This window comes from Trebonia kvetii (assembly GCF_007827045.1).
In the GTDB taxonomy this organism is placed as follows: domain Bacteria; phylum Actinomycetota; class Actinomycetes; order Streptosporangiales; family Streptosporangiaceae; genus Trebonia; species Trebonia kvetii.
In genome coordinates, this window is record NZ_RPFW01000001.1 from 832,742 (window position 1) to 857,902 (window position 25,161).

The window sequence follows — 25,161 nt, forward strand, 5'->3', positions numbered from 1 at the left end:
CTTACAAAGCAGAGAACTCAAGCTCTTGGAGGCCGCGTGCGATTCATCATGTGCCGGTGGAGATATTTATGACAATCTGAAGAAAAATATCCCCGGTAATAACAGAATGAGCGACCGACTGTTCCCGACGACTGTGAGATGTTCTTAGACTCAAGTCGTGGACGCGCGCATTCTCGTTGTCGAAGATGACTTGACCGTGGCGGAGGTTGTCGTGGGCTACCTGCGACACGCCGGCTTGGAGCCCCGGCACGCGGTGGACGGGCGGACAGCCTTGGAGATCGCCGAGACATGGCTGCCGGATCTGGTAGTGCTCGACCTGATGCTGCCGGGAGTCGGCGGTCTGGAGGTGTGCCGGCGCTTGCGTGAGAAGGAGGACGCGCGGGCGTCGCTGCCGGTGATCATGCTGACCGCACTCGGCGAGGAGAGCGACCGCGTGCTGGGGCTGGAGAGCGGTGCCGATGACTACGTGACCAAGCCGTTCAGCCCACGGGAACTTACCCTGCGTGTGCAGGCCGTGCTGCGCCGGGCCCGCGCGGCGAGCGCTGCTGAAGTCACGCCACAGCCCGTGCGCTCGGGGAGGCTGGAAGTCGACGTGGCTGCACGGCGCGCCCGCAGCGACGGCCGGGAACTGGACCTGACGGTGCGCGAGTTTGACCTGCTCGCCTTCTTCGTCTTCCATCCTGGCCGGGCGTTCACCCGCGCTGAGCTGCTTGAGCAGGTATGGGGCTGGTCCTTCGGCGACTTGTCGACCATCACCGTGTACGTCCGCCGGCTGCGAGACAAGGTCGAGCGGGAGCCCGGCTCGCCTGTCCAGCTCCAGACGGTCTGGGGCGTCGGCTACCGCTGGGAGGCAAACCCCTCATGAGCCCTCAGGTCCAGATTGTCCTGATTGCTGCGGGCTGCACGAGCGCCGTCGGCCTGGCGGGCATGGGCGTCGTCCGGCTGCTGCGCCGGGCCTCGCTCCGCCTGTCCATCCAGGCCAGCGGTGCCGTGCCCGTGCTCGCGATCGTGGCCGCCACGCTGGGGACCGCCGAGGCGATGTTCCTGTCCCAGCACGATTTCGGTGTCGTGGTGATGGTCTGCATCATCGCAGGCATCGTGGCGTCCGGCTTCAGCTGGCTGCTCGGGCGGCAGGTCGAGTCGGGCAGTGCGGCACTGCGTCAGGCCGCGCGGTCGCTCGGCGACGAGGCGGGCCAGTTCCGGCCCCCGGCACAGCCGCTGGCGGCGGAGTTCACGGCTCTGTCCCAGGAGCTGACGCACACCAGCGCGAAGCTTGCCAAGTCCCGTGCGCGTGAGCGCGCGCTCGAGCAGTCCCGGCGGCAGCTGGTGGCCTGGGTGTCCCATGACCTGCGCACCCCGCTGGCCGGACTGCGGGCGATGGCTGAGGCGCTGGAGGACGGGCTGGCGGCAGATCCGCCTCGTTATCACAAGCAGATCCGGGCCGAGGCCGAGCGGCTGGCGTCCATGGTCGATGACCTGTTTGAGCTGTCCCGCATCCATTCGGGCGCCTTGCAGCTGTCCTCGGAACAGATCGCGCTGGATGACCTGGTCAGTGACGTGCTTGCGAGCACGGAGGCACTGGCGCTGGAACGCGGTGTAAGTCTGGACGGCAGGGCGGCCGGCCAGCTGACCGTCCGCGCCGATCCGCGCGAGCTGTCACGTGCGCTCACCAACCTGCTGGCCAACGCAATCCGGCACACTCCGCCTGGCGGCTGCGTGCACGTCGAGGCGCGACATGAGAACGGCGACGCCCTGCTGGCGGTCGCCGATGGCTGCGGCGGCATCCCGGAAGCTGACCTTCCGCGCGTATTCGACCTGGCCTGGCGCGGCACCGACGCGCGCAGCCCCGCGCCCGACAGCGGTGCCGGCCTCGGTCTCGCTATCGTGCGCGGCGTCGCGGAAGCTCACCAAGGCAGCGTGCGCGTCGTGAATGCCGGGGAAGGCTGCTGCTTCGAGATGAGGCTGCCCGCCTGTTCCTGAATCGCCTGCCGTCAGGCCGTCGCCCGGCTGGCCAGTGCCCGGCCGGCCGGTGCCGCGGCGAACTCCGCGACTCCCTCGGCAAACGGGACCGTCGCCCTCCACCCAAGCTCTCGCTGGATCCTCTCGCTGGATGCGGTGATGTGCCGGACGTCGCCGAGCCGGTACTCCCCGGTGATGTCGGGGCCGGGGCCGCCATAGGCGTCGGCCAGTGCCGAAGCCAGCTCGCCCACGGTGCGCGGCGTGCCGCTGCCAACGTTGTAGGCGCGCAGCGTGCCTGGCTCGGCCAGCACGGACTGGGCACCGGGCACTGCGAGCGCCTCGACTGCGGCGAAGGTGGCGGCGGCGACGTCGCGGACGTGCACGAAGTCCCGTCGCTGCGCACCGTCCTCGAAAACCCGCGGCGCGCGGCCGGCCGCCAGGGCAGAGCGGAAAAACGATGCCACCCCGGCGTACGGCGTGTCGCGGGGCATTCCAGGGCCGTACACGTTGTGATAGCGCAGCGCCACCGCCAGCCCCTCGGTCGCCCTTGCCCACGATCCGGCCAGGTGCTCCTGGGCGACCTTGGAGTCGGCGTAGACATTGCGCGGCCCAAGCGCGGCTTCCTCCAGCACCAGCCCCGCTGCCAGCGGCTTGCCGCAGCGACTGCAGCGCGGCTCGAACCTGCCCGCGTCGAGGTCGGAGGCGTGGCGCGGCGGCGGCGTCGCGGCGGGCCCGTGCTCGGCGCACGAGTAGGCGCCCTCGCCGTAGACGACCATCGACGAGGCGAGCACCAGTCGGGCAACCCCCGCGCGGGCCATCGCTGCCAGCAGGACCGCGGTCCCCAGGTCGTTGCATCCGGCGTAGAGCGGGGCGTCGTCGAAGTCGACGCCTAGCCCGACCATGGCCGCGAGATGGCAGACCGCGCCTACGCCGTGCAGCACCCCGTCCACCGTCTGCGCGTCCCGGACGTCACCATGCACAAACTCGAAGCCGGGATCGGGGGAGAACGGCGGGACGCCGCCGGGGTGGGCGCACGACAGCAGTGCGTCAAGCACTCTCACCTCGTGACCAGCGTTCACGAGCACTCGGACGACATGGGACCCGATAAAGCCGGCGCCGCCGGTCACCAGTACTCGCATGGTCTGAAGCTATGCGCAGTTACGCCCCGGGTCTCGCCGTTCCGCCCGCTCTCATCAGTTTGTAAGGGGGCAACTCATTGCTGTGTCACGGTGCGTATGCGTGTAATACACGGCGTGAGCATTCGCAGTAGGCCGGCCACTCAGCTGAATTCATGGGACGCCAGTGAACCGGGCCCGGTCCCGCATATTCGGCATCCCTGGTACTGGAGCGTGCAGCACGCGGTACGCCTGGCAGCGGCGCTGGCCGGCCTCGCGGTGATCATTACCTACCTGGTCATCGCGCTCAGCCGGCTCACCTATCCGTTCACCGTCGAATGGCTGGAGAGCAACTCTCTCGTCGAAGTACACCGCATCCTGAGCGGCCAGCCGCTGTACCCGGCGCCAACCGCCGGGTACGTCCCGGACGGCTACCCGCCGCTCTACTTTGCCATGTCGGCCGCGGCGGCTAGCGTGCTCGGCGTCTCCTACCTGCCGCTGCGGCTGGTGTCCCTGCTGTCGTCGCTTGCCTGTTTCGCGCTGCTTGGCCGGCTGGTCCAGCGCGAGACGGGCAGCGCAGCGGCCGGGACCGCCGCCGCCGGCGTGTTCGCCGCGCTCTACTTCGCCACCTACACCTGGTTCGACGTCGGCCGGGTCGACTCGCTGTTCCTGACGCTCAGCATTGGCGGCCTGTACGCCGCCCGGTGGATGCGCCGCACCAGTGGCGCCATCGCGGCCGGGGCGCTGCTGGCTGCCGCGGCTCTCACCAAGCAGACCGGGATCGCCGAGGGAGTGCTGGTGCTCGCCGCGCTGGCGGCCGGCCCGCGGCGCAGGCTTACCGGCGTCGCCGCGCTGACCGCAGTCACGGTCCTCGGCATCAGCACGCTCGTTCTCGGGCTCTCCAGCGGCGGCTGGTACGTCTACTACGTCTTCGAGCTGATGAGCCAGCACCCGCTGAACCACAGTGGCTTCGGCGGGTTCTGGACGCACATCCTGGCCGCGATGGGCATTGCCGCATGCGCTGCCCTGATCGGCGCGCGCCGGGCGCCGCTCGTGCTGCTCGCCGGGTGCGGCGCACTGGCGATCGGGAGCTATGCCACCTTGGTGCACAGCGGCGGGGACGTCAACGACCTGCTGCCCGCGTACCTCGCCGCGGCGCTGCTCGCGGGCTTGGCGATGGGTGACCAGCGGACCTGGTGGGTGGCCGCGGTGTCCGGCCTGCTGGTACTCGCCCAGTCGGCGTGGCTGCTGAGCGGCTTTCATCCTGCCCAGGCGATCCCCACCGGTGCTGACCGCGCGGCCGGCGAGCGGTTCACGGCAGGCCTGCGCGCACTCGGCGGTACCGTCGCGATTCCTGGTGACCCAGGACTGAGCCTGCTGGCGGGGATGGCCCCGGCCGCCGCGCACGAGGACGCGGCGTACGACGTACTGCGGGGGTCGGGACTGAGCGCGATCACGGGTTTCACGCGCAGCGCCGAGCACGCGATCGCCACCTACCAGTACAGCGCGATCATCCTCGACAGCCAGACCCCGCCGCAGGGGTACGAGCCCTGGCTGTCCCTGTACTACCGCGAGTGCCCGCAGCCGCTGCTCGCCGGCGTCCCGGCCGCCGAGTTCCGTCCGCTCGCGGGCGTCATCACGTCCCGCCCATTCTCGGTATGGCTGCCCAAGGGGCGGGGCTCCTGCCCGGCCACTGTAAAGATCCTCGACGGATCCGGTAAGGAGGCTCCGTAGTGAGATGGCGTAGGCCCGCTCTTCCCTGGCCGTTGCGCTGGCCGTTCTCGCATGGCCTGATCCGCGGCCCGCGGCTAGCTTCGGTGTCTGCCCTGATGTCGAAATCGCGCATGGCAGGCCCTCCCCCAGGCCCCTTCCGCCGGTCATTCTGGCGCAGCCCGATCCGCGGCCCGTGGCTGACGTCAGTGTTCGGCCTGATGCTGCTGGCAGCCATCCCGGTGATGTTCGTGACCGGCTTGCTGTCCTATGCCGCCTACAATCCCGATCTCAGCCCGGTCAATGACACGACTCCCGGCAAGGGGCTGCTCGGGTTCTACCTCTTCTCCTGGCCCACCCATCCGGTCTGGCTCTACCGGCTCAACCAGGGCGTCCACGTCACCCTAGGGCTGATGCTGGTGCCGATCCTGCTGTTCAAGCTCTGGTCGGTGCTGCCGAAGCTATTCGAATGGCCGCCGCTGCGCTCACCCGCCCACATGCTGGAGCGGGTATCGCTGTTCCTGCTTGTCGGCGGCGCGGGGTTCGAGTTCGTAACCGGGATCTTGAACATCCAGACGTGGTACAAGTTCCCCGGCTCTTTTTACCCGCTGCATTTCTACGGAGCCTGGGTGTTCACCGCTGGCTTCGTCGTCCACGTGAGCCTCAAGCTGCCGACCATGATCAGGGCGCTGCGCAGCCGCAGCCTGATCGGGGAGCTGCGGACCGGCCTCGCCCGGACACGCCCGGAGCCGCCCGACGCCGGGTACCTGGCCAGCCCCGCGCCCGCCGCCCCGACGATCTCCCGGCGCGGTGTGCTGGCGTTCGCCGGTGCGGGCTCTTTGCTCATCGGGCTGCTGACCGTGGGCCAGTCCGCTGGCGGGCCGCTGCGACGCACCGCGCTGCTGGCGCCGCACGGACAGGACGTCACTGGCGGACGTCGCGATTTCCAGGTCAACAAGACCGCGGCCGAGGTCGGAATCACCACGTCGCAGACCGGCGCCAGCTGGCGGCTCACGGTCGGGAAGGCCGGCCAGGCCGCCCGCGCCCCGGTTGTGCTGAGCCGCGCCGACCTGCTCCGCATGGAACAGCACACCGCCAGCCTGCCTATCGCGTGCGTCGAAGGCTGGTCCACAGAAAACCAGGCCTGGACCGGGGTCCGGCTGCGCGACCTGGCCCTGATGGCAGGCGTCACCCGCCCGGCCAGCGTCCTGGTGCAATCCCTGCAGAACGGCGGTGCGTTCGGCCAGACGGTGCTGTCGGCCGGGCAGATCATGGACCCGGACTCGCTGCTTGCACTGCGCGTCAACGGCGCGGATCTAACGCCCGACCACGGATACCCGGCCCGGGTGATCGTGCCCGCCATCCCGGGCGTGCACAACACCAAGTGGGTCGCCAGCCTGACCTTCCAGGCCTGACATGCGCCGGCTACTGCGCTGGTACGGCGCCAACCCGCTGCACTTGGTCACCATGCTCGGCAGCTTCGCGCTCGCCGGTTACGCCGCCGCCCAGCTGCTGCCACTGGACGTCTTCGGCATCGCCGTCTGGTTCGCCGGCGCGGTCATCGGCCACGACCTGCTACTAATGCCGCTGTACACGCTCGCCGACAGGTCCGCGGCAGCGGTCTTCAGGCACGTCCCGCCGAAACTGCCCACGGTGCAGTGGATCAACTACCTGCGTGTCCCGGTGGTGCTATCCGGTCTCCTGCTCCTCATCTGGTTCCCGCTGATCTTCCGGCTGCCCACCGGTTTCCAGGCCGCGACAACCCTGTCGCTAAACCCCTACCTGTGGCACTGGCTCGGCGTGACCGGAGCCCTGTTCCTGCTGTCCGCCACCGCCCTCGCACTACGACTGCGCGCCGGCGGCCGCGGCACACCGAAAGGGCCTGTCTCCGGCCGGGGAGCCGCCGGTCCGCCTTCGCCCGTGACTCCTGGTCCTCTGGAACGGCCGGCGCCTGTGCCCCATCAGGTTCAGGCTCCGGCAGGTAAGACGTCGCCCCGGCTTGACGCTCACGCACTGAAAGGCGTCAGCCCGAGGACGCTTCACGACCCGACCTCCGCTGGTGGCAGGAACCCAGGAATGAACAGCCCGTCCACAATCGCCGAGCGCGTCGCCGTGATGCACGCCGCGAGGGCTCCCGAACCGCCCGCTGAGGGTACGGGCGCCTTCGCCCGCGAACAGGCTGAGCTGGCGGCTAGCGAGCCGGCCGGCATCGCGCCGACCGGGACCGTCCTTCCTGACGTGGAACTGCTCGACGTGCACGGCGCGGCCACCACCTTGTCCGCCGCCGCTGGTGACGGCATGTCGGTCCTGGTCTTCTACCGGGGTGCCTGGTGCCCCTACTGCAATATCGCCTTGTCCGCATACCAGGAGCAGCTTCTCCCGCAACTGACCGAGCGCGGCATCCGTCTCGTCGCGATCAGCCCGCAGAAACCGGACGGGTCGCTGACCATGCAGCAGAAACAGAGCCTCACCTTCACCGTTGTCTCCGACCCCGGCAACCTCATCGCCGGGCGGCTCGGCATCCTCACCCGTCCCTCGCAGGAGGCCCGCGCCGCCCAACTGCACCACGGACTCGACCTGACCAGCGTCAACGCCGACGGCACCGACACTCTGCCGATGCCCGCCACCGTCATCCTCGACGCCAGCCGCACCGTTCGGTGGATCGACGTCCACCCCGACTACAGCACCCGCACCGAACCCCGGCAAGTCATCGACGCCCTCGACCACCACGGGCACTGAACAGCGCCGACCCCCGGCACTGCAAGGGCCATTGGTGTCACTGTGGTTCAGCGGGAGACGGCGTCCACCAATGCCCAAAGGGCTTTGCTCTGAACCGGGAACACACCCCGGCGTCGTGCCGAGGGCGCTTCCCTGTCTCTTCTGCCGTGGATCGCTCAGGTCGCGTCTCCAACCCGAAAGTGGAATGTCAAATCTAAAAAGCCGAGCTGGTCATTCCCGCCGGGATAGGGTCCCGCGCAGCCCGTCCGGACACCACTGCGCTCCCCGCCGGCCGGGCGGAGCAGGTGCTCCGCGGGGACGAGGTGCCGGATCCCCGGCCGCCGGGGTCGAGCACGAAACCGGTGGACTGCAGGTCGGGCAGGCCGGGGCTGACGAAGGCGCCGGTCGCGTGCGCGATGGCGGCGGCGTCGGCGCTATGACCGACCGGGAACCGCAGGCCGTGCCTGGCGATCAGGTCCACCGTGGTGGCCTCGTCGTCCACCGACAGGGCGACGACGGTGATATCGCCGGCGGCGGGCCTGTCCAGCGACCGCTGGAACGCGCTGAGCTGGGCGTTGCAGTAGGGGCATCACGATCCCCGGTAGTACAGGACGACGCCGAAGCGGCCGCCAGGGCGTCAGGCAGGCGGTCCCCTGCTGCAGCACTGTCATCTGGGTCATGCACTGTTAGTGTCTGCGGCGTCCACCTGGCTTACGGTGCCTGGTCAGCCGGTATGCGGGGGCCGGGACCGCGGCTGCGGCCGGTGGTGATGCGGCCCGAGGGCGATCCGGCCAGGGATCAGGTAGCCTGTGTCTTTGCTTAGCATGGCGATGATGCCGGTTAACCGCATGGTGGATGAGACTCCTGTCACCGCTCCCGGGCTCGACGCTGAGTCGGCCTGGTGGCTTGGAGTGCTTGCCGAGACGGGTCCGCAGCGGGAAGCGGCACTGCGGCGGCTGCATGAGCTGCTGGTGCGCGTCGCGCGGGCGGAGGTGGCCCGGCGCGGGCCCCGGGTGCGGATCACCGGGCCCGAGCTTGACGACGTGGCCTGCCAGGCCGCGGCCGACGCGCTGATGGCCGTTACCGGCAAGCTGGGGCAGTTCCGCGGGGAGAGCCGGTTCACGACCTGGGCGTGCAAGTTCGCCATCTTCGAGGTGTCGGCCAAGATCGGACGGCACTTCTGGCGTCATCCGGCCGTGCCGCTGGACGCCGAGGACTGGGACCGGCTGCCGGACCGGTTCGGTTTCGACCCCGCGCAGGAGGCCGAGTGGCGGGACCTGGCCGCGGCGCTGCGCCGCGCCGTGGATGACAAGCTGACCCCGCGGCAGCGGCATGTCTTCGTCGCGATCGTGCTCAACGGTGTCCCGCTGGATGCCCTGGTCCTCGAGCTCGGCACCAACCGCAACGCGATCTACAAGGCGTTGTTCGACGCCCGGCGTAAGCTGCGGTCTGTTCTTGTTGCTGACGGGTATCTACGCGATGACTCTCCGAGGGACTCATGAACGACTGGCCGACACTGGATGACTTCCTGCGGACCGATCCGCAGGACGTGGGATGCGACCGTGCCATGGAGATGCTGCACGTCTACGTTGAGCTGGTGGCGGCGGGCGCCCCGGCGGAGCAGCGGTACCCGGGCATCGCGGCGCACCTGCGCGCATGCGGCCCGTGCGGCGAGGACTTCGAGGGACTGCTGGCCGCGGTGCGCGGCGAGACGGACTGACCGGCACGTGGCTTCCGGCGGCCGCATCGAAAGGCCGCGTCATTTTTCCGTAATCCTTTTCCGCGCCAGCGGGCAGTAAGAACCCGGCCCGTCGCGCACACCAACCAGGGGTAAGGCAGACAGCGGTGACAGTTCGCCGCCCTTGGTTTCCGGCCCTGCCGGAGGAGAAGGACAGCAAATGAAGATCTCGAATCGCAGATGGTGGCTGGCGGCCGCCGCGGCCGTGCTGGTCGCCGTCTCGGCGGTGCTCACCACGATGGGGTCCGGCGGGGCGAACGCCGTGCCAGTCAGGGCCACGGCGGCCAAGGCCGGGGGGCTGGGCCAGCTGACGGGCCTGCTGCCCCGGAACAAGCTGACCGAAGAAAGCGCGCTCCAGGTTGACCTCAGCAAGGAGACGGTGCGGCTGCCGCTGTACCCGGGCACCGCAAACGGGAAGAAGGTGTGGTACACCCTGCTGGACGCCTCCGACGCCGGCCTGGCGCACGACCTGGGCGTGAACTACGCGCCCAAGCTCGCCAACATCGCGATCAGCGACCCGGCCGCGGTGCAGACGGTGACCCTCGGCTCGCCGACGCCGCAGCAGAACCCGTTCGGGCCCGCGGCCGTGCACTTCGCCGGCGCGCCGGACTTCAGCCCCACCCGGATCGCGACGCCCGGGCCGGACGGATTCCCGCTGGCCAAGTTCCAGCCCGGTTCCGTGGCCGGCCCGGGATACAGCCCGTTCATCAAGATCGCCGGCTCCGACGTGGTCTACAACGCGCCGATCGTGGCCACCGGCGACGGCCCCTTCGACGTGGTGCACCACACCAACACCGAGGACCGCGTACTGGGCATCCACATCGCGAGGCCGTCCAAGCCCGGCCAGTTCGCCGAGTCGTGGGTCGACCTGCTGTTCGTCAAGGGATTCGACGCCGGCCAGCCGATCGTGTACCTCAGCACCGACGCCGGCCAGCCGCTGACCGCGGTACTGGAGCGCTCCACCTACGTGCCCGCGCTGAACAACGCCTCGTTCAACGGCGGCGATGACTTCCTCGGCTCGGCCCGCGAGCGGCTGTTCGGCTTCATCAATGGCCAGACCGGCGCCGCCAACCCGAACGCGCAGGGGTTCGTGCACCTGGTCAAGGACGGATTCGCCTCATCGGACGCCTCCGCCGGCAACACCGCGATGATCAATGCCCTGCGCAACGGCGGGGACCTGCTGAACGTGTTCGGCGACTTCCCCACCCTGGCCGACCCCAGGCACGCCGATGCCTACAGCCCGCTGTGGGACGCCCAGCTCGGACTGTGGACCCCCAAGGCGGTCAAGGCAGGGCTGAACACCCGCCAGATCGACGAGAACCAGGTCTTCAACCTGGCCGCCACCCGGCCCGACCTGCTGACCGGCGTCAACCCGGCCACCGGCCAGCCCGCCCCCTACGGCTCGGTCGGCGTGGACATCAACTGCGCGGTGATCGGCTACACCGCCACCGCGCCGACCGCCAACCTCGCCCCCCCTGCTCCCAACTCACAGTTCCCGCCACGCTAACCACAGCCACCAGGCACGACGGCGGGCCCGGCCGGGCCCGCCGTCGTGCGGAGCGAGAACGCGTCCCCGCAGCTGCTCACGGCGGCCTGCCGGACACTTCACCGTTCAATCCGGGGGGACGAAGCGCGTGCCCCTCTGGTCCAAGCCGGCGGGCCAGCGGTAAGAAACCTGGCCGCTGACGACGCTAACAACGTGTAAGCGGGCTGAACGGCTCGCGAATGATGTATCGCAGAAAGGACACCGTTCCCATGATCGTTACGCTGGGCATACTAGCGCTGCTGGAAGCCAAGGCCGGTAAGGGCGACGAGCTAGCGGCATTCCTCGAGGCCGGCCGGGACCTGGCCGTCGCCGAGGAAGGCACCGTTACCTGGTACGCGTTCAAGATCAGCGACACCAGCTACGGCATCTTCGACACCTTCGCCACCGCCGACGCCCGCACCGCGCACATTAACGGCCAGATACCGGCCGCGCTAGCCGAAGCGTCGGCCGACCTGCTGGCCCGCGCACCGGACATCCAGCCCGTCAACCTTCTAGCCGTCAAGTAAGAGGCCGGCTGGATGCGGTGAACCGCGCTTAACGATCTTTAAATTAATGGCGGAGGTTACAGACTCTGCGCACAGTCGGCGTGCCGAGGCGCCGGAAGCTGAGCGTGATCGTGCCCGGCACTGACGCGAACCTCCGCCTTGAGGTCTGCAGCGGGCTACTGGCCGCCAGGCGGGATGACGGCGGTGTCGTGGAAGGCTAGGTCAAGTGGGCCGCCGACGGACGAGGAGCGTGCCAGAACAACTATTCCGCGCTGCAGGAATGGCCACCCCCGGTGCACTGGGACGACGCCATATCGGCGGTTCGTGGGCGCAGATCCGCATTCTGCGGGACTGGCTCTGGTTCCCGTCAGCGCCCCGGGGCACTGCAAGTGACTTCGCCCGGGCGGCAGGAGTCGTGCCCGCCCGCCAGCCGGGACTGGGGCCGGCACGCTGCCGGTCTTGAGCATGCAGTTGACGGCTGTCCTGCCGGGCGCGTCGTCATTGTGCCAGCCGGAGCCCCAGCCTGGCCTTGACGGCCCCGGCCGGGATGGGCTTGAGTACGTCCATGTCTGATCAGCCTGCAGCGCTGCGCCACTGGCATGCCGTGGTCACGTCGAAGAATCCCGATCTCCTGGGTGATCTGCTGGCTGACGACGTGGTATTCCGGTCCCCGGCGGTGTTCGCCGCGCAGGAGGGCAAGGCGCTCACGGCCAGTTACCTCAGCGCGGCGCTGAAGGTTCTGGGCCCGTCCTTGCGCTATGTCAGCCAGTGGCATGACGATGCCAGCGCGGTGCTGGAGTTCGAGGCCGACCTTGACTGCGTCTACGTCCAGGGCGTGGACATCTTGCGCTGGAATGCCGAGGGGCAGCTGGTCAGCTTCACGGTCATGGTGCGCCCGCTGCGCGGGCTGCAAAAGCTGGTCGAGCTGATGGCACTTCAACTGGGCGCTGGCCAGGCTTGAGGGGATCTTCCCTGGCGAACCACCAGACCCCGGACCGGGCCAAGTGACAGGTCACCCGCCTTTTTTCTAACCGCTGATGGATGGTGGTGACGGCAGGCGCTGCCGGGATCTGGTCGCGGGCCTCGAAGTAGTCGGCGCCTTCGATGCTGATGCGGGGAAGGATCCGGCCGAGCCAGCGGGGCAGGTACCAGGTGTACTTGCCCAGCATGATCATCCGTGCGGGCACCAGCAGGCAGCGGACGACGGTGGCGTCCAGGATGACGGCGACGGCCAGGCCGATGCCGAACTGCTTGACGGTCGGGTCGCCGTTGAGGACGAAGCCGCCGAACACGAACACCATGATCGAAGCGGCGGCGGTGATCACCACGGCACTGGTCACCAGCCCGGACACGACCGACCGGTTGTAGTCCTGGCCTTCGTCGACGTGCTCTTTGATCTGGCTGACGAGGAACACCTCATAGTCCATCGACAGCCCGAACAAGACCGCGAACATGAACAGCGGCACGTAGGACACGACCGGCACCGCGCCGTCCAAGCCGATCAGGCTGTGCAGCCAACCCCACTGGAACAAGGCGGTCAGCACGCCGTAGGCGGCGCCGATGGACAACAGGTTCATCACGGCCGCCTGGACGGGAACCACCACCGTGCGGAAGGCGAGCAGCAGCAGCACGAAGCTGAGGGCGACCACGACCAGAATCTGCAGTAGGAGCTTGCTGGCGATGACCGAGGCCAGATCCACGTACCCGGCGGTGGTGCCGCCGACGTAGGCGGTCATGTTCGTGCCCTTCTCGGCAGTCGGTATCACGCTCGAGCGCAGCGTGCTGACCAGGTCGGCGGTGGCCTGGTCAGCCGGGCCGGTGGTGGCGATCGCGTTGAAGTAGGCGGTGGTACCGGCCTTGTCAATCTGGATCGGGGTGACCGCCGCGACCCCGTGGGTGGTCGAGACGTCTTTCTCCAGCGTCTGCAGCCGCGGGTCGGTGGCCCTGGGGTCGCTGCCGGCCGAACTGGACGACCCCGACGAACTGCCCGAGCTGCTACTGGTGGAGGCTTGCGCGGGCGAGCCCAGCGAAACCGATACGATCAGCGGCCCGTTCACCCCTGGCCCGAAGTTCTGCGAGATCAGGTCATACGCCCTGCGTTCGGTCGTTGAGGTGGACAGCGCGGCGACATCCTTTTGCCCCAGGTTCAGCGACAGCAGCGGGACTGCCAGCGGGATCAAGATGGCCAGGGCTGCGAGCATCGCGATCACTGGGTGCCGGGCGACTCCTTCGGCCCACCGGGCCCATAGGCCCTTGTGCGGATGCGCCGGGTCACGGCGGTCGGGGTGGCGGCCGCGGACCCGGAGCGAGTTGATGTGCGGGCCGGTGAGCGACAGCATGGCGGGCAGCAGGGTCAGCGCGGCCAGGACCGCGACGATGACCGCGATCGCGGCCATCAGGCCCATGGTGGTCACCAGCGGGATGTTGGCCACCGCCAGCGACACCAGCGCGATGGTCACTGTACTGCCGGCGAATAGCACAGCTCCGCCGGAGGTCGCCACCGCTCGGGCGATCGACTCGCGCATGTCCAGGCCGTCTTTGAGGCCGCGGAAGTGCCGCGTCACGATGAACAGCGCGTAGTCGATCCCGACGCCGAGCCCGATCATGGTAGCCAGCGTCGGCGCCACCGTTGACACGGTGATCGCGTGGCTGAGGATGGTGATAATCGACAGCGTGGAGGCCAGGGCAAGGATCGCGGTCACGATCGGCAGCAGCATCGCCACCACCGTCCCGAAGGTGAGCGTGAGGATTACCATCGCCGCGATGATCCCGATCAGCTCGCTGGTCTCGGTGGACGGCGTGGAGACCTTCTGGCCGAGCTGGCCGCCGGTTTCGACCTGAATCCCGGCTGCCTGGGCTGGCTTGGCCGCGGCGTTGATGATGGTCTGGGCATCATCGACCGACAGCTGCCCCGGACTGACCGTCAAGGTCACCGACAGGTACCCGGTGGCCTGGTCCTTGCTCAGCGCGGAGGCACCCTGCGACGTGAGCGGATTGACCACCGAGGCCACGTCCGGCGCCTTGGCTACGTCGGCGGCTGCCTGGTTGACGGCGCCGGCGTACTTGGAGTCGGTCAGCTTCCCGTTGCTGACGTGCAGCACGATCGGGCTGGTCCCGTTGGCCTGATCGGGAAATGACTTGCTGAGCGCGTCGGTGGCGTTCTGGCTGCCGGTTCCGGGCAGCGTCAGGTTGTCGTTGGTGTTGTCGCCGAGGCTGTGAGACACCCCCACCAGCGCCACCGCCGCCAGCAGCCAGACGGTGAGGATCCAGAAGCGATGCCGGGCGCAAAACCGCGCCAGCCCGTAAAGTGCACCTGTCATGACCGGCTCTTTCCTGTTCGTCAGCCGTTGCCACCGCGTTTGCGTGGGCTTGACGCCAACGTGCCGGACAGCGACGGTCGGTCACAAGCGGGGGACCCCGTGTGTTATCCCTACGGTTTTGCGGGCAGCGGGACCCGCCGCCGACGGCCTGAGCGGCTCTGCACCCGCAGCCCTACTCGCCGATGGCCGCCGGCAGCTGGAAGCGGGACCGGATGCCAAGCTTGGTGTAGGCGCTGCTGAGGTGGCGCTCGATCGTCTTCTCGGTCAGGAACAGCGCCTGTGCGACCTCACGGTTGGTGCGCCCCTCGGCCGCTTGACGGCACACCCGCCACTCCGCCGCGGTCAGCGCATCCGGCCCGGTCAGTTCCATCCGCGCGCGGCGCCCGGGCCCGGCGTGCAGTTCGGCCATCGCGCTTTCGGCCATCGCGGTGGCACCGCACTGGCCGGCCAGCTTCGCCGCCCGCCGCGCGGCGTCCCGGCCCTCCCGCCGCCCGCCGGCCCGGCTTAGTTCCGCGGCTAGGTCAGCGAGCGCGTGAGCGAGCTCCAGCCGCGCCGAACTGCGCTCCAGGACTGAGACCGCCTCGCGGAGCAGCGCTAGCCGCTCGTCCTCGCCGATCGCCAGCGCAGCGGTGCGCAGCGACATTCCCAGCGCCCCGGGTGCGCCGACCCGCCGGGCCGCCGCCAGTTGCTCGCGCGCGAGCTTGACGGCCAGCTGTCTCTCGCCCAGCGCAGCCACCGCCGGGGCCGCGTGCGCCCTCCAGTCGCTTGGCCAGCACTGCCCTCGTGCCTCGCGCCGCTCGCCACACCACAGCAGGTCCGCAACGCCTTCTTCGAGGCGGCCCTGGGCGATCCGCAACCTTCCGCGGGCTGTCAGGAAGTCGCTGATGTGGGCGCGATTGGCAATCCCAAACGCCTCGCCGGTTTGTGCCAGCCGGTCGGCGGCATCCAGCTCTCCGCGCTCGACCTGCACGGTGATCGCCACCGCGACGAGCAGCGGCACGACGAAATGCGACTCCTCCACCAGCAGCAGCCCGGTATCGGCCTCGGCCTGCGCATCGTGAAGCGAACCCTGGGCGAGGGTGATCGCGGCACGTTGCGCGTGCAGGATCCCCTGCCTGGTCGCATGACCTTCCTGGCGGGCACGCACCAGCGCGGCGTCCACCAGCTGGACAGCCAGCTCATAACGCTCGCCGAGCCGTAGCGCCAGCAGTGCCAGCAGCGCGGCGTTGGACTGCGCGCTGCGCGGCAGGCCAGTCGCGAGCGCCTGCTCTACTTCTTCCATCGCGGCCGTAGCGGGCTCCCCCCGCAAAATCTGCTCGTAGGCGCTATGGATTCTCGCCACGGCCTCGAACCCCGGGTGGCCTCGTGCTTGGTCCCGAAAGCGCTGCAACTGCACGGCGAGGCCGCCACGCAGTTGCGTGAAAGCCGTTGTGACCGACAGCAGCTCGGAGCCGAGCTCGAGCGAGCGCTCGGGATCGGCGGTTTGCAACTCCCCGGCCAGCGATGCCAGCGCGTCGGCCGCAGCCCGCGCTGAGCGGCCGCCCGATACGATGGCGCACCGCCCCAGCCAGAACGCCGCGACGGCCCGGGTTGTCAGCGCGGCGTCCAACGTCAGCGCCGTGCGCAGGTGCTCCTCGGCCGCCTCGAATTGCATTATGGCCACCTCGCAGCGGCCCAGTTCAGCCAGGGTCTCCGCTCGCTCCTGCGCGGCGGGAGATTCGGCCAGCGCTCGCCGCAGGTACTCGGCGGCCGCCCGCATACCGCCGCGGTGCGCTGCGTCGGCCGCGGCCGACCTGAGCGTGGCGACCCGGCGCTGGTCCCCGGTTGGCGTGGTCAGCAGCAGGTGCGCGGTGACACGCTCGGCCGGAGCACCCTCTGCCGCCAGTGCTTCGGCAGCCGCGGCGTGCCGCGCCTGCCGTTCGCCCGGCGCCAGGTCCTCATACAACGCCGCACGCACGATCGGATGGACAAACCCCAGACGCTCGGCATGGACGAAGATGTCAGCCCGGACGAGGTCGTCGGCCGCCTCCCCTGCTACGTCTTCGCTCAGTCCCGCCAGGCGGCCGGCCAGCGGCAGCTCGCTGTCGTCGCCCATGACGGCGACCGCCCGGGCCAGTTCGGTCGCCGCGGGGCCGAGCGTGGCCAGCCGGTGCAAGACAAAACGGCTCACTGCAGCCGGTCCCACCGCCTGCACCTCGTCCGCCGCGGCCGCCGACGGCACCACCCCGGCGGCGTCGAGAGCCCGCAGCAGCTCGCGCAGGAACAGCGGGTTACCGCCGGTGGCCGTATGGCACGCGCGGCAGAACTCCTCGGCCGCCTCCGCGCCCATGCGCTCCCTGGCCAAAGCCACCGCCGCCGACTGGCTCAGCGGCCGCGGATACAGCGCCACCGCGGAAGGCCGCGAGGCCATGTGCGCCCACAGCGACTCCGTCTTCTCCGCGGCTGCATCCGGGGACCGCCCGGTGAGCAGCATCGCTACCGGGAGTCCCTCGATGCGCTGGGCCAGGTAGTCCAGGAACCGCAGCGATTCCCGGTCAACCCACTGGCAATCGTCCACCAGGACGAGCACCGGGGCCTGATCGGTGATGTTCACCACCAGCCAGTACAGGCTGTGCAAAGCCTCAAAACCGACATTCGCGCCCAGCGGCCGCCGCTCATCGGGCTCGAACAGCCGCGTCGCGGGGCCGGCAGCGCCTGCGAACAAGTCGGCGTGCCCAGAGTCCTGGTTGACCACCGGCTCCAGCAGCTGCCGCACAACGCCGAAGGCAAACGGCTGCTCCAGTTCTGAAGCCCTCGCCTCGAGCGGCATCATTCCCGCCTGCCCGGCCGCCGCACGCCCCGCCCGGGCCAGCGCTGTCTTGCCCATCCCGGCGGGCCCCTCGATAAGGAGCAGCGTTCCTTCCCCGGCGCGTGCGCCATCCAGCCCTTCACGCAGCGTCTCAAGCTCACGTTCGCGCTCAAGTAGAACTCTGGCCGTATTGAACGGCATGAATGTGACGATACACGGGGCGCCGGCGGTAAAAACCCGAGGGGAAACACTCGGGGATCCTCCCTTGTTGCGGCGCCTGCGCCCCCCGGAGTATGACGCAGGTGAAGAACGTCAGCGAGCTCAACAAGCTGAAGGTCCGGCTGTTCGTCGAGGCGGTGTGGAACGAAGGACGGCTGGACCTCATAGACGAGCTGGTAGCCGCCGACTACATCGGTCACTTCCCATGCTCGGAAACGGCAGTGGCCGGACCGGAAGGCGTAAGCCGGCTCGTGTCCGACCATCGCCGCGCCGATCCCGGCCTCTACGTCAAGATCATGGACCAGATCGCCGAAGACGACCGGGTCGTGACGTGCTGGCAGACGACGACCACAGAGCCAGGCACCCGGGGCGCCGGGCGCACTGCGTCCTACACAGGAATCTCGGTCATCCGCCTCCTAGCCGGAAGGCAAGTCGACTCGCACACTGAATGCACCGTGTCGTCTCCAGCACGATCCGCGGGTCGGACAAGAACATGAAGACCCGGTCGCTTGGGATTGACCCGCTGCTCCCACCTCTCGGTGCCACCTGGATCGCTGATGACCTGCCGTTTTAGCGGCCACCCGCACTTCTATGTGACGTCGAACAGGTGTCGTCCGCGGGTCATGCCTGGCACATGTGGTTGGCCTCGACCAGCCACCGGTCGTCGTGGCGGGTGAGTACCCACGTCACCAGATGCTGCCGGTCGGGCAAAGGTTCGGCCTCGCCGGGAAATATGGTGGCGCTCTCGGTCACGACGACCGCGGTATCGGCGGACAGGAAACGCACGCTCCGCGCGGAATGCGGCCGCAGGGAGCCCTTGAGCGGGCCGGCGAAGCCGGCAGCCATGCTCCGATCGATGTCGTCCTTACCTCGCAGGTAGATTCCGGGGCCGATCACGGTCGCGTCATCGGCATAGCAGGCGGCGAATCGCACAGCGTCCATCCGCGCCCATGCGTCGGACATCGTCGTGAAGGTGGCGAGCACGGCGTGCTCTAGCTCAGAACTCATGTCATCCCTCCGTCAAGGTTGGCTCCTGCCTGATCGACGCAACTGCCAGGCGGAAATTGGACCGTGACCGCTGTCCAAATCGCGGATCATGCTGCGACGACTGAGTGAAAGGGCGTTGGCGGCACATGTCGCCGACCGTGACCACGGAAGGGCAGATACGACGATGGCGAGTAAGGAATCGCGGCGGGTGAACCGCTACTGGGAGACGGTTCGGTCGTCTGCAGGAGTTTCTCAGCCCGACGAGCTGGTGACCAACGCCCAGTGGGACGTCCTCACTGGCGAGCCACGCGGGGTCGACTATGTCGAAGTTGACGCTGACGGGGTTCCGGCGCTGTGGGCGGTGCCGCACGGAACTGCCAAGGACGGCCCGGTGCTGCTCTGCTTCCACGGTGGCGGGTACATCGGCGGGTCGATGTTCACCCACCGGAAGATGTTCGCGCACCTCGCGAAGGCGATCGGCGCTCGCGCGCTGAGCATCGACTACACCCTGCTTCCCCAGGGCGGCGTCTTTCCCCGTCCGGTCGCTGAGGGCGTTACCGCCTACCGGTGGCTGCTTGACCAGGGCATCCCGGCCGGGCGGGTCGCGATCGCGGGAGATTCAGCGGGTGGTCACCTGGCGATGACCGTCCAGCTGCGGGCGCGCGGCGAGGACCTGCCGCTGCCGGCGGCAACGATGCTGATCTCGCCCTGGATCGACATGGCGGGGAGCGGCGAGTCACTGGACTACAACGCGGGCAAGGACGCGATCTTCAACAAGCAGTGGATCCTCGACATGGCCGCCGCGTTCCTCAACGGCCACGATCCCCGCTCCCCCGATGCGGCGCCGCTGCACGCCGATCTCAGCGGCTTCGGACCCATCTACATCCAGGTCGGCGATGCCGAGCTGCTGCTCGACGACAGCCGCATGCTCGCCGAGCACGCCAAGCAGGCCGGCGTCGGCGTCCAGCTCGACGAGTTCGCCGACCAGCAGCACTCCTTCCAGATGGCCGCGGGACTCGCACCCGAGGCAGACGACGCGATCAACCGCTTCGCCGCCTGGGCACGCCCCAGGCTCGGCATCGCCGAGCCTGTCTGACACGAGCCGGTCCAGGCAGCGGCCGCACACGGGCCGCCGCCTGGACCTGGCCGTGGAAATTGGCTGGCCGCGGGGTGACGAGTTTCCGTTGCGGTCGTCGTCATACACACAGAGGGGAGTTAGTGATGCCGGAGTACATGTTGCTGCTCTACGCGCCCGACACCAGCGAGGATGCAGAGCAGGAGAGGGCCAGGTGGGCCGAGATGCCGGAGTGGCTGGAGGTGACAGAAAGCCTGCGGAAGGCGGGGCTGCTCGTGGCGAACGCGCCGCTGCATTCGGTCGCCGCCGCGACCACCGTCCGGGTGCGCCGCGGCGAAGCCGACCTGACCGACGGGCCGTTCGCGGTGACCAAAGAGACTCTCGCCGGGTATTACGTGCTGCGGTGCGCAGACCTCGATGAGGCGCTGCGGCATGCGGCGCGGCTGCCGACGGCGCGCTACGGCTCGGTCGAGGTGCGGCCGGTCATGGACGCGGCCGAGATCCCGGTCCCCGGCCAGGCGCCCCCAGGCTCATGACCACCAGGACCATCGCCGACCCGGGTCCTGGCATGGCTGACCTGGCCGCTACGGCGGTGGCGCGGGTGTTCCGCGACGAGCGGGCGGCCGTGCTAGCGACCTTGATCCGGTATGCCGGCGATTTCCAGCTCGCGGAGGACGCCGTGCAAGACGCGTTCGCGTCGGCGCTGCAGGCGTGGCGCCGCGATGGCGTCCCGGACAACCCGGGGGCGTGGATCACGGTGGCGGCGCGGCGGCGGGCGATCGACCTGCTGCGCCGTGACCGGTCGGTCAACAATCGCGCCGCGCGTCTGGCCGCGCTGCTGCGCCTGGACGAACAAGAGCACCCCTTGATGAACGAACCCACGGTGATCGCCGATGACCGGCTGCGGCTGATCTTTACCTGCTGCCATCCGGCCCTGGATATGCCGGCCCGGGTGGCGCTCACGCTGCGCACGCTCGGCGGCCTGACCACCGGCGAGATCGCGCGCGCGTTCGTGGTCGCCGAGCCGACGATGGGCAAGCGGATCGTCCGCGCCAGGCGCAAGATCGCGGATGCGCACATCCCCTACCGGGTGCCCGACGGCGCCGAGCTCCCGGGGCGCCTGGCCGGGGTGCTCCGCGTCGTCTACCTGATCTTCAACGAGGGCTACGCGGCCACCGAGGGCGACCGCCTGGTCCGGGATGAGCTGTGCGCCGAGGCGATCCGCCTGGGACGGCTGGTCTGTGAGCAGCTGCCCGGCGACGCCGAGGCATGGGGGCTGCTGGCGCTGATGTTGCTGCACCACGCCCGCGCCGCCGCACGCGTCGATGGCCGCGGCGGCTACGTGGCCCTGCAAGAACAAGACCGTTCCTTGTGGGACCTGGACCGAATCCGTGAGGGGACCGGCGCGCTGGAACGCGCGGCACGCTCCGGCAGTCCGGGCCCCTACCAGATCCAGGCGGCGATCACTGCCTTGCACCTGCAGGCGCATGCCGACGACACGGCGACGTGGGCACAGATCGCCCGCCTGTATGACGCGCTCGGCACGCTCAGCCCTTCGCCAGTGGTCGCGGTCAATCACGCGGCCGCGGCCGGGTTCGCCTTCGGCTCCGACGCTGGGCTGAGACTGCTTGAGCCGCTGCTTGGCGACCCGGCGCTTGACCGGTACCAGCCGCTGCAAGCCGCGCACGCCGAGTTGCTCAGGCGTGCCGACGACCCGGCGGGTGCCCGGAATGCTTACGAGCGCGCGATCGCGCTGTCGGCGAACTCGGTGGAGCGCGCCGAGCTGGAGCGGCGCATGGAGGCGTTGACCGCCGGGTGAGACATGCCCGTCAACCAGGAAAGGATGTGAGCGAGTGAACGACGTGCGGACGCTGCTCACCGGGCGGGGCCTGGTGGAGTCGCCGCGCTGGCACGACGGGCGGCTCTATTTCTCCGACTGGTCAGCGGGCGAGGTGATCGCCGTCGACCTTTCCGGCCGCAGTGAGGTCATCGCGCGGGTGGACTCGCTGCCGCTGTGCACCGCCTTCCTGCCCGGCGGGCAGCTGGTAATCGTCTCCTCGCCCGAAGGGCGGCTCCTGCGCCGCAAGCCCGACGGATCCCTCGTCACCCACGCCGATCTGGGGCAGCCGGGCTGGAACGACATCGTCGCCGACGGGCGCGGCAACATCTACGTCAACCGGGCCGGCTTCAATCCGGTGGCCGGGGAGGCATTCCGACCGGGGTTCGTGTTCCACGTCGCCGCGGACGGTGCGGTGCGGGAGGTGGCCGGTGACATCGCCTTCCCCAACGGGATGGCGGTCACCGCAGACAACTCCACCCTGATCGTCGCGGACTCCTACGGCCACCAACTGGTGGCCTTCTCCATCGGCCCCGATGGCGGGCTCTCCGACCGGCGCGTCTGGGCCGACCTCGGCGAAGGCACTCCCGACGGCATCTGCACCGACGCCGAGAACGCCGTCTGGTACGCCGACGTGCCCCACCGGCGCTGCGTGCTTGTCGCCGAAGGCGGCCCGGTGCTGCGGACCGTAGAGCTGGACCGCGGGGGCTTCGCCTGCGCGCTCGGCGGCCCGCAGAACCAGACCCTGTTCATCACCGCCGCGCGCTGGCAGGGCATGACCGAGCCAGAAATGGTCCACGCCGGCAGCGGGCAGGTTCTCAGCACACCGGTTGACGTGCCCGGCGCCGGCTGGCCCTGAGGGCACTGACTTCCCGACCAATTTCCTCGGCTAAGGACCTTAAGTCCATGGTCAGAGGCTTCTCCCGGCTCGTCTTATGAGTGAGAGGAAGGAAGAAGGTGTCTTCCCATGAAGCCAAAGATCATCTCGGCCGTTCTTGGTTCCGTAGCAGCCGCCCTGACGCTTGCCGGGGTGGTCGCGGTGACCGGGCCGGGTGCCTCCCCGGCCAGCGCAACCACGGTGGCCGCTGTTACAGCCGCCGGCCATGGAGGCGCTGTCCGGCAAGCCCGGGCGGCCGCGCCCGCCTACACCGCACCGAAGCGGCTCCTCAGATACGGCTTGAGCGGCAGCGACGTCAAGGCGCTTCAGCAACGGCTCGCCGCGTTGAAGTACTACCCGGGCGCGGCGGACGGGAAGTTCCGCGCGTACACGCTAGAGGCAGTCTGGGCATTCCAGGAAGTCCAGGGACTCACGGTCGACGGGGTGGTCGGCCCGGTGACCGCCCGGGCATTGCAGCACCCGAGCGCCTACCCCGCCCGGCACGCGAGCGGCGGCCGGATGCGCGTCGAGGTCAACTTGCGAACCCGGGTGCTCGTCGTCTACCGCGCCGGCGCGGTGGCGCTGATCAGCCACATCTCGGCCGGCGGCGGCTACGTGTACGACCATGGGGCCCGTGCCATCACGCCTACCGGGCACTTCCGCACCACGGTCTACATGCCAGGCTGGATCACGGTGCCGCTGGGCACGATGTACAACTCGGTGCTCTTCATCGGGACCTCGTACGCGATCCACGGCGAATTGACCTACGGACCCAACGGCGGCGACGTGCCGCTGGAACCCGTATCGCACGGCTGCGTGCGCATCCCATACGACATCGCGCAGTTCTTCCACACGCTGGTGAAGACTCCTGGCACGCCGGTGTACATCTACTAGGCCCCGACCAGGTGGCTTACGTCTGTGACAGGAGGGACTTCCGGCAGCTTTGTAAGCTTGCGCTTCCCCGTGATACTTGAGGCATGGGTGCGCCGCCTACGAGCCGGCCGAGGCGAGTCCGGCTCGGCGTAACTACCGCAATGCTTGCCGGCCTTGCGCTGCTGGCGCCTGCCTGCGGGTTCGGCGGCGCGGCCCAGCACAACTCATCTGCAGCCTTGCGGTCAAACGGCGGCGCGGCGACGGTTACCGCGGCGGCACCTGCTGCGCTAAGCGGCCCGGCGGCAGGTACGTGGGGAAGCGGGCGGCTGGATCTCTTCTACCGGAACGCTCGTAACGGCCAGTTGGCCCACCAGCGGTACGTGCCGGGGGCGCTGGCTACCTGGACAGCAGCAGAATCGCTTGGCGGCGCGCTCACCTCACAGCCCGCCGTCGCCTCGTGGGCCGCCGGGCGCTATGACGTCTTCGCCCGCGGCACCGACAACGCCATCTGGTACAAGTCGTTCAGCGGCGGCAAGTGGTCTGCATGGCAATCGCTTGGCCAGGTGGCCACATCGCCGCCTGCCGCGGCCGCATGGGGCACCGGCAGGCTTGACGTGTTCGTCCGCGGCACCAACAACCAGCTTTACACCAGGCACTACACCACATCGACTGGCTGGTCCCGGTGGAGCAGCCTCGGCGGCATCCTGACATCCGGGCCCGCGGTGGCGTCGTGGGGGCCCGGGCGCCTGGACGTGTTTGTCCGCGGTGCCGACAGGGCCGTGTGGCACAAGTGGTTCAGCGGCGGCAAGTGGTCCGGATGGCAGTCGCTCGGCGGAGTCATCGTCGGCGAGCCGGGCGCCGCGTCGACCGGGACAGGCAAGATTGACCTGTTCGCCCGCGGTACCGGCAACGCGCTGCTCAACAGGAACTACAACGTCACCAAGACCGGCTGGTCGGCATGGGCAAGCCTGGGCGGCGCCCTGGCCTCCAGCCCTAGCGCGACGGTGCCTGCCGCGGGCGTCGTGACGGTGTTCGTACGCAACGCCAACGGCGGCTACTACTACCTGCAGCGTTCAGCCGCGCTGACATGGTCGGGCTGGCAGCTTGCCGATGCCGCGCTGACGTTCCGCGGCCTGGGCGCCTGGGTGGACGTGTACGACTACACGGCACTGGACCCGGCGACCACGGTCGCGGACCTGAAGGCCCATGGGGTGCGCACCCTGTACCTGGGTACCGCGCGGTATGACAGCGCCGCCGACATCCTCTACCCGGATGACGTGGCGGCCTGGCTCGCCGCGGCACACGCCGCCGGCATCAGGGTAGTCGGCTGGTACGTACCCGATTACGCCGATACAGCGCGCGACGTGCGTCGCACGCTCGCGATAGCCGGCTACGTCAGCCCGGCAGGGCAGCGGTTCGACGCGATCGGGCTCGACATCGAGTACCCGCTTAATCCGCCCAACGTGAACGCGTGGAATCAGGCGGTCGGTACGCAGCTGGCCCAGGTCCGCGCGCGCACCGTGGTGCCGCTCGCGGCGATCGTGCTGCCGCCGGTGTTCATGCGGCTCTACCCCGATCGCTGGTCGACGTTCCCGTGGTCGTCCCTGGCCGCGTACGCGAATGCCGTCGCGCCGATGGACTACTGGACGTCATACACGCCCGCGCCGCGCTGCGCGGCTGGCGACGCGCAGTACTGCGCGTACCAGTACACCCGCGACAACGTACTGCTATCGCGCCAGTACACGGGCCTGCCTGTGCACGTGATCGGCGGATCTGGGGACACGGTGACGGTCGCCCAGGTGGCCGACTTTGTCCGCGCCGCCCGGGAGACCGCCGCGGCCGGCGGCAGCTTCTTCGACTACCGGACTACGAAGCCTGAGTTCTGGCCGTACCTTCAGCAATTGAAGCCATAGC

Annotated in this window: 21 protein-coding genes and 1 pseudogene; 17 read left to right on the top strand and 5 right to left on the bottom strand. The window is 69.2% G+C overall.

The features are described from left to right. The first annotated feature begins 157 nt into the window (after positions 1 to 157). A complete protein-coding gene (locus EAS64_RS03660) occupies positions 158 to 865 on the top strand; it encodes a response regulator transcription factor (protein ID WP_222848956.1) in 708 nt (235 codons plus the stop codon). Beyond that, the gene (locus EAS64_RS03665) at positions 862 to 1,980 is read left to right on the top strand and encodes a sensor histidine kinase (RefSeq protein ID WP_145851275.1); all 1,119 of its coding nucleotides are present in this window, start codon (positions 862 to 864) and stop codon (positions 1,978 to 1,980) included. The genes EAS64_RS03660 and EAS64_RS03665 overlap by 4 nt, the downstream gene beginning before the upstream one ends. An 11-nt stretch (positions 1,981 to 1,991) precedes the next feature. Here the strand turns inward: EAS64_RS03665 and EAS64_RS03670 are convergent, their stop codons facing one another. Beyond that, complete coding sequence (locus EAS64_RS03670; protein ID WP_145851276.1) at positions 1,992 to 3,098, bottom strand: NAD-dependent epimerase/dehydratase family protein; 1,107 nt, start codon at positions 3,096 to 3,098, stop codon at positions 1,992 to 1,994. Positions 3,099 to 3,212: 114 nt separating this feature from the next. Here EAS64_RS03670 and EAS64_RS03675 point away from each other — a divergent pair, with 114 nt between their 5' ends. The 3 genes from EAS64_RS03675 to EAS64_RS44470 all read left to right on the top strand — a co-directional run bounded on the left by EAS64_RS03675 (position 3,213) and on the right by EAS64_RS44470 (position 7,523). After that, positions 3,213 to 4,808 carry a glycosyltransferase family 39 protein gene (locus tag EAS64_RS03675; RefSeq protein WP_187365667.1) on the top strand — a complete coding sequence of 532 codons (1,596 nt, stop codon included), beginning with the start codon at positions 3,213 to 3,215 and terminating at the stop codon, positions 4,806 to 4,808. Positions 4,809 to 4,918: 110 nt separating this feature from the next. Further along, positions 4,919 to 6,199: a molybdopterin-dependent oxidoreductase gene (locus EAS64_RS03680; protein WP_246115507.1), complete on the top strand. Its 1,281-nt coding sequence runs from the start codon at positions 4,919 to 4,921 to the stop codon at positions 6,197 to 6,199. Between the two features lies 1 nt (position 6,200). Next, positions 6,201 to 7,523, top strand: coding sequence for a peroxiredoxin-like family protein (locus EAS64_RS44470; protein WP_222848957.1), 1,323 nt, complete (start codon positions 6,201 to 6,203; stop codon positions 7,521 to 7,523). Between the two features lie 193 nt (positions 7,524 to 7,716). On the opposite strand, the pseudogene EAS64_RS03695 reads toward EAS64_RS44470, so the two are convergent. Beyond that, positions 7,717 to 8,079, bottom strand: a pseudogene (locus EAS64_RS03695) (hypothetical protein); the annotation flags it as partial. Positions 8,080 to 8,350: 271 nt separating this feature from the next. On the opposite strand from EAS64_RS03695, the gene EAS64_RS03700 reads away from it, so the two are divergent. The 5 genes from EAS64_RS03700 (at position 8,351) to EAS64_RS03720 (ending at position 12,232) form a co-directional block, all read left to right on the top strand. Then, a complete protein-coding gene (locus EAS64_RS03700) occupies positions 8,351 to 9,004 on the top strand; it encodes a sigma-70 family RNA polymerase sigma factor (RefSeq protein WP_145852322.1) in 654 nt (217 codons plus the stop codon). After that, on the top strand, positions 9,001 to 9,222 hold the full coding sequence (locus EAS64_RS03705) for a hypothetical protein (protein WP_145851278.1): 222 nt from the start codon (positions 9,001 to 9,003) through the stop codon (positions 9,220 to 9,222). Before EAS64_RS03700 ends, EAS64_RS03705 begins: the two co-directional genes overlap by 4 nt. A 178-nt stretch (positions 9,223 to 9,400) precedes the next feature. After that, positions 9,401 to 10,747 carry a hypothetical protein gene (locus EAS64_RS03710; protein ID WP_145851279.1) on the top strand — a complete coding sequence of 449 codons (1,347 nt, stop codon included), beginning with the start codon at positions 9,401 to 9,403 and terminating at the stop codon, positions 10,745 to 10,747. Between the two features lie 248 nt (positions 10,748 to 10,995). Continuing rightward, positions 10,996 to 11,292 (top strand): putative quinol monooxygenase, encoded by a 297-nt coding sequence (locus tag EAS64_RS03715; protein ID WP_145851280.1) that lies wholly within the window; start codon positions 10,996 to 10,998, stop codon positions 11,290 to 11,292. 544 nt (positions 11,293 to 11,836) lie between these two features. Next, positions 11,837 to 12,232 carry a nuclear transport factor 2 family protein gene (locus tag EAS64_RS03720; protein ID WP_222848958.1) on the top strand — a complete coding sequence of 132 codons (396 nt, stop codon included), beginning with the start codon at positions 11,837 to 11,839 and terminating at the stop codon, positions 12,230 to 12,232. On the opposite strand, the gene EAS64_RS03725 is transcribed toward EAS64_RS03720, so the two are convergent. Both EAS64_RS03725 and EAS64_RS03730 read right to left on the bottom strand, forming a co-directional pair. Continuing rightward, the gene (locus EAS64_RS03725) at positions 12,156 to 14,591 is read right to left on the bottom strand and encodes an MMPL family transporter (RefSeq protein WP_145851281.1); all 2,436 of its coding nucleotides are present in this window, start codon (positions 14,589 to 14,591) and stop codon (positions 12,156 to 12,158) included. The two genes, EAS64_RS03720 and EAS64_RS03725, sit on opposite strands and share 77 nt — an antisense overlap. A gap of 172 nt (positions 14,592 to 14,763) precedes the next feature. Next, positions 14,764 to 17,580: an ATP-binding protein gene (locus EAS64_RS03730; protein ID WP_145851282.1), complete on the bottom strand. Its 2,817-nt coding sequence runs from the start codon at positions 17,578 to 17,580 to the stop codon at positions 14,764 to 14,766. Positions 17,581 to 17,681: 101 nt separating this feature from the next. Between EAS64_RS03730 and EAS64_RS03735 the strand changes: the two genes are divergently transcribed. After that, on the top strand, positions 17,682 to 18,095 hold the full coding sequence (locus EAS64_RS03735) for an ester cyclase (protein ID WP_187365668.1): 414 nt from the start codon (positions 17,682 to 17,684) through the stop codon (positions 18,093 to 18,095). 124 nt (positions 18,096 to 18,219) lie between these two features. On the opposite strand, the gene EAS64_RS03740 is transcribed toward EAS64_RS03735, so the two are convergent. Then, positions 18,220 to 18,606: an SgcJ/EcaC family oxidoreductase gene (locus EAS64_RS03740; RefSeq protein WP_145851284.1), complete on the bottom strand. Its 387-nt coding sequence runs from the start codon at positions 18,604 to 18,606 to the stop codon at positions 18,220 to 18,222. Between the two features lie 163 nt (positions 18,607 to 18,769). On the opposite strand from EAS64_RS03740, the gene EAS64_RS03745 reads away from it, so the two are divergent. The 6 genes from EAS64_RS03745 to EAS64_RS03770 all read left to right on the top strand — a co-directional run bounded on the left by EAS64_RS03745 (position 18,770) and on the right by EAS64_RS03770 (position 25,160). After that, positions 18,770 to 19,681: an alpha/beta hydrolase gene (locus EAS64_RS03745; RefSeq protein WP_145851285.1), complete on the top strand. Its 912-nt coding sequence runs from the start codon at positions 18,770 to 18,772 to the stop codon at positions 19,679 to 19,681. 125 nt (positions 19,682 to 19,806) lie between these two features. Beyond that, positions 19,807 to 20,196: a YciI family protein gene (locus tag EAS64_RS03750; RefSeq protein ID WP_222848959.1), complete on the top strand. Its 390-nt coding sequence runs from the start codon at positions 19,807 to 19,809 to the stop codon at positions 20,194 to 20,196. After that, the gene (locus EAS64_RS03755; protein WP_246115508.1) at positions 20,193 to 21,479 is read left to right on the top strand and encodes an RNA polymerase sigma factor; all 1,287 of its coding nucleotides are present in this window, start codon (positions 20,193 to 20,195) and stop codon (positions 21,477 to 21,479) included. Before EAS64_RS03750 ends, EAS64_RS03755 begins: the two co-directional genes overlap by 4 nt. Before the next feature lie 34 nt (positions 21,480 to 21,513). Next, the gene (locus tag EAS64_RS03760) at positions 21,514 to 22,356 is read left to right on the top strand and encodes an SMP-30/gluconolactonase/LRE family protein (protein WP_145851286.1); all 843 of its coding nucleotides are present in this window, start codon (positions 21,514 to 21,516) and stop codon (positions 22,354 to 22,356) included. A gap of 108 nt (positions 22,357 to 22,464) precedes the next feature. After that, positions 22,465 to 23,268, top strand: a complete 804-nt coding sequence (locus EAS64_RS03765; protein ID WP_145851287.1) for a L,D-transpeptidase family protein — start codon at positions 22,465 to 22,467, stop codon at positions 23,266 to 23,268. 83 nt (positions 23,269 to 23,351) lie between these two features. After that, positions 23,352 to 25,160, top strand: coding sequence for a PLL family lectin (locus tag EAS64_RS03770; protein ID WP_145851288.1), 1,809 nt, complete (start codon positions 23,352 to 23,354; stop codon positions 25,158 to 25,160). Position 25,161 lies beyond the last annotated feature (1 nt).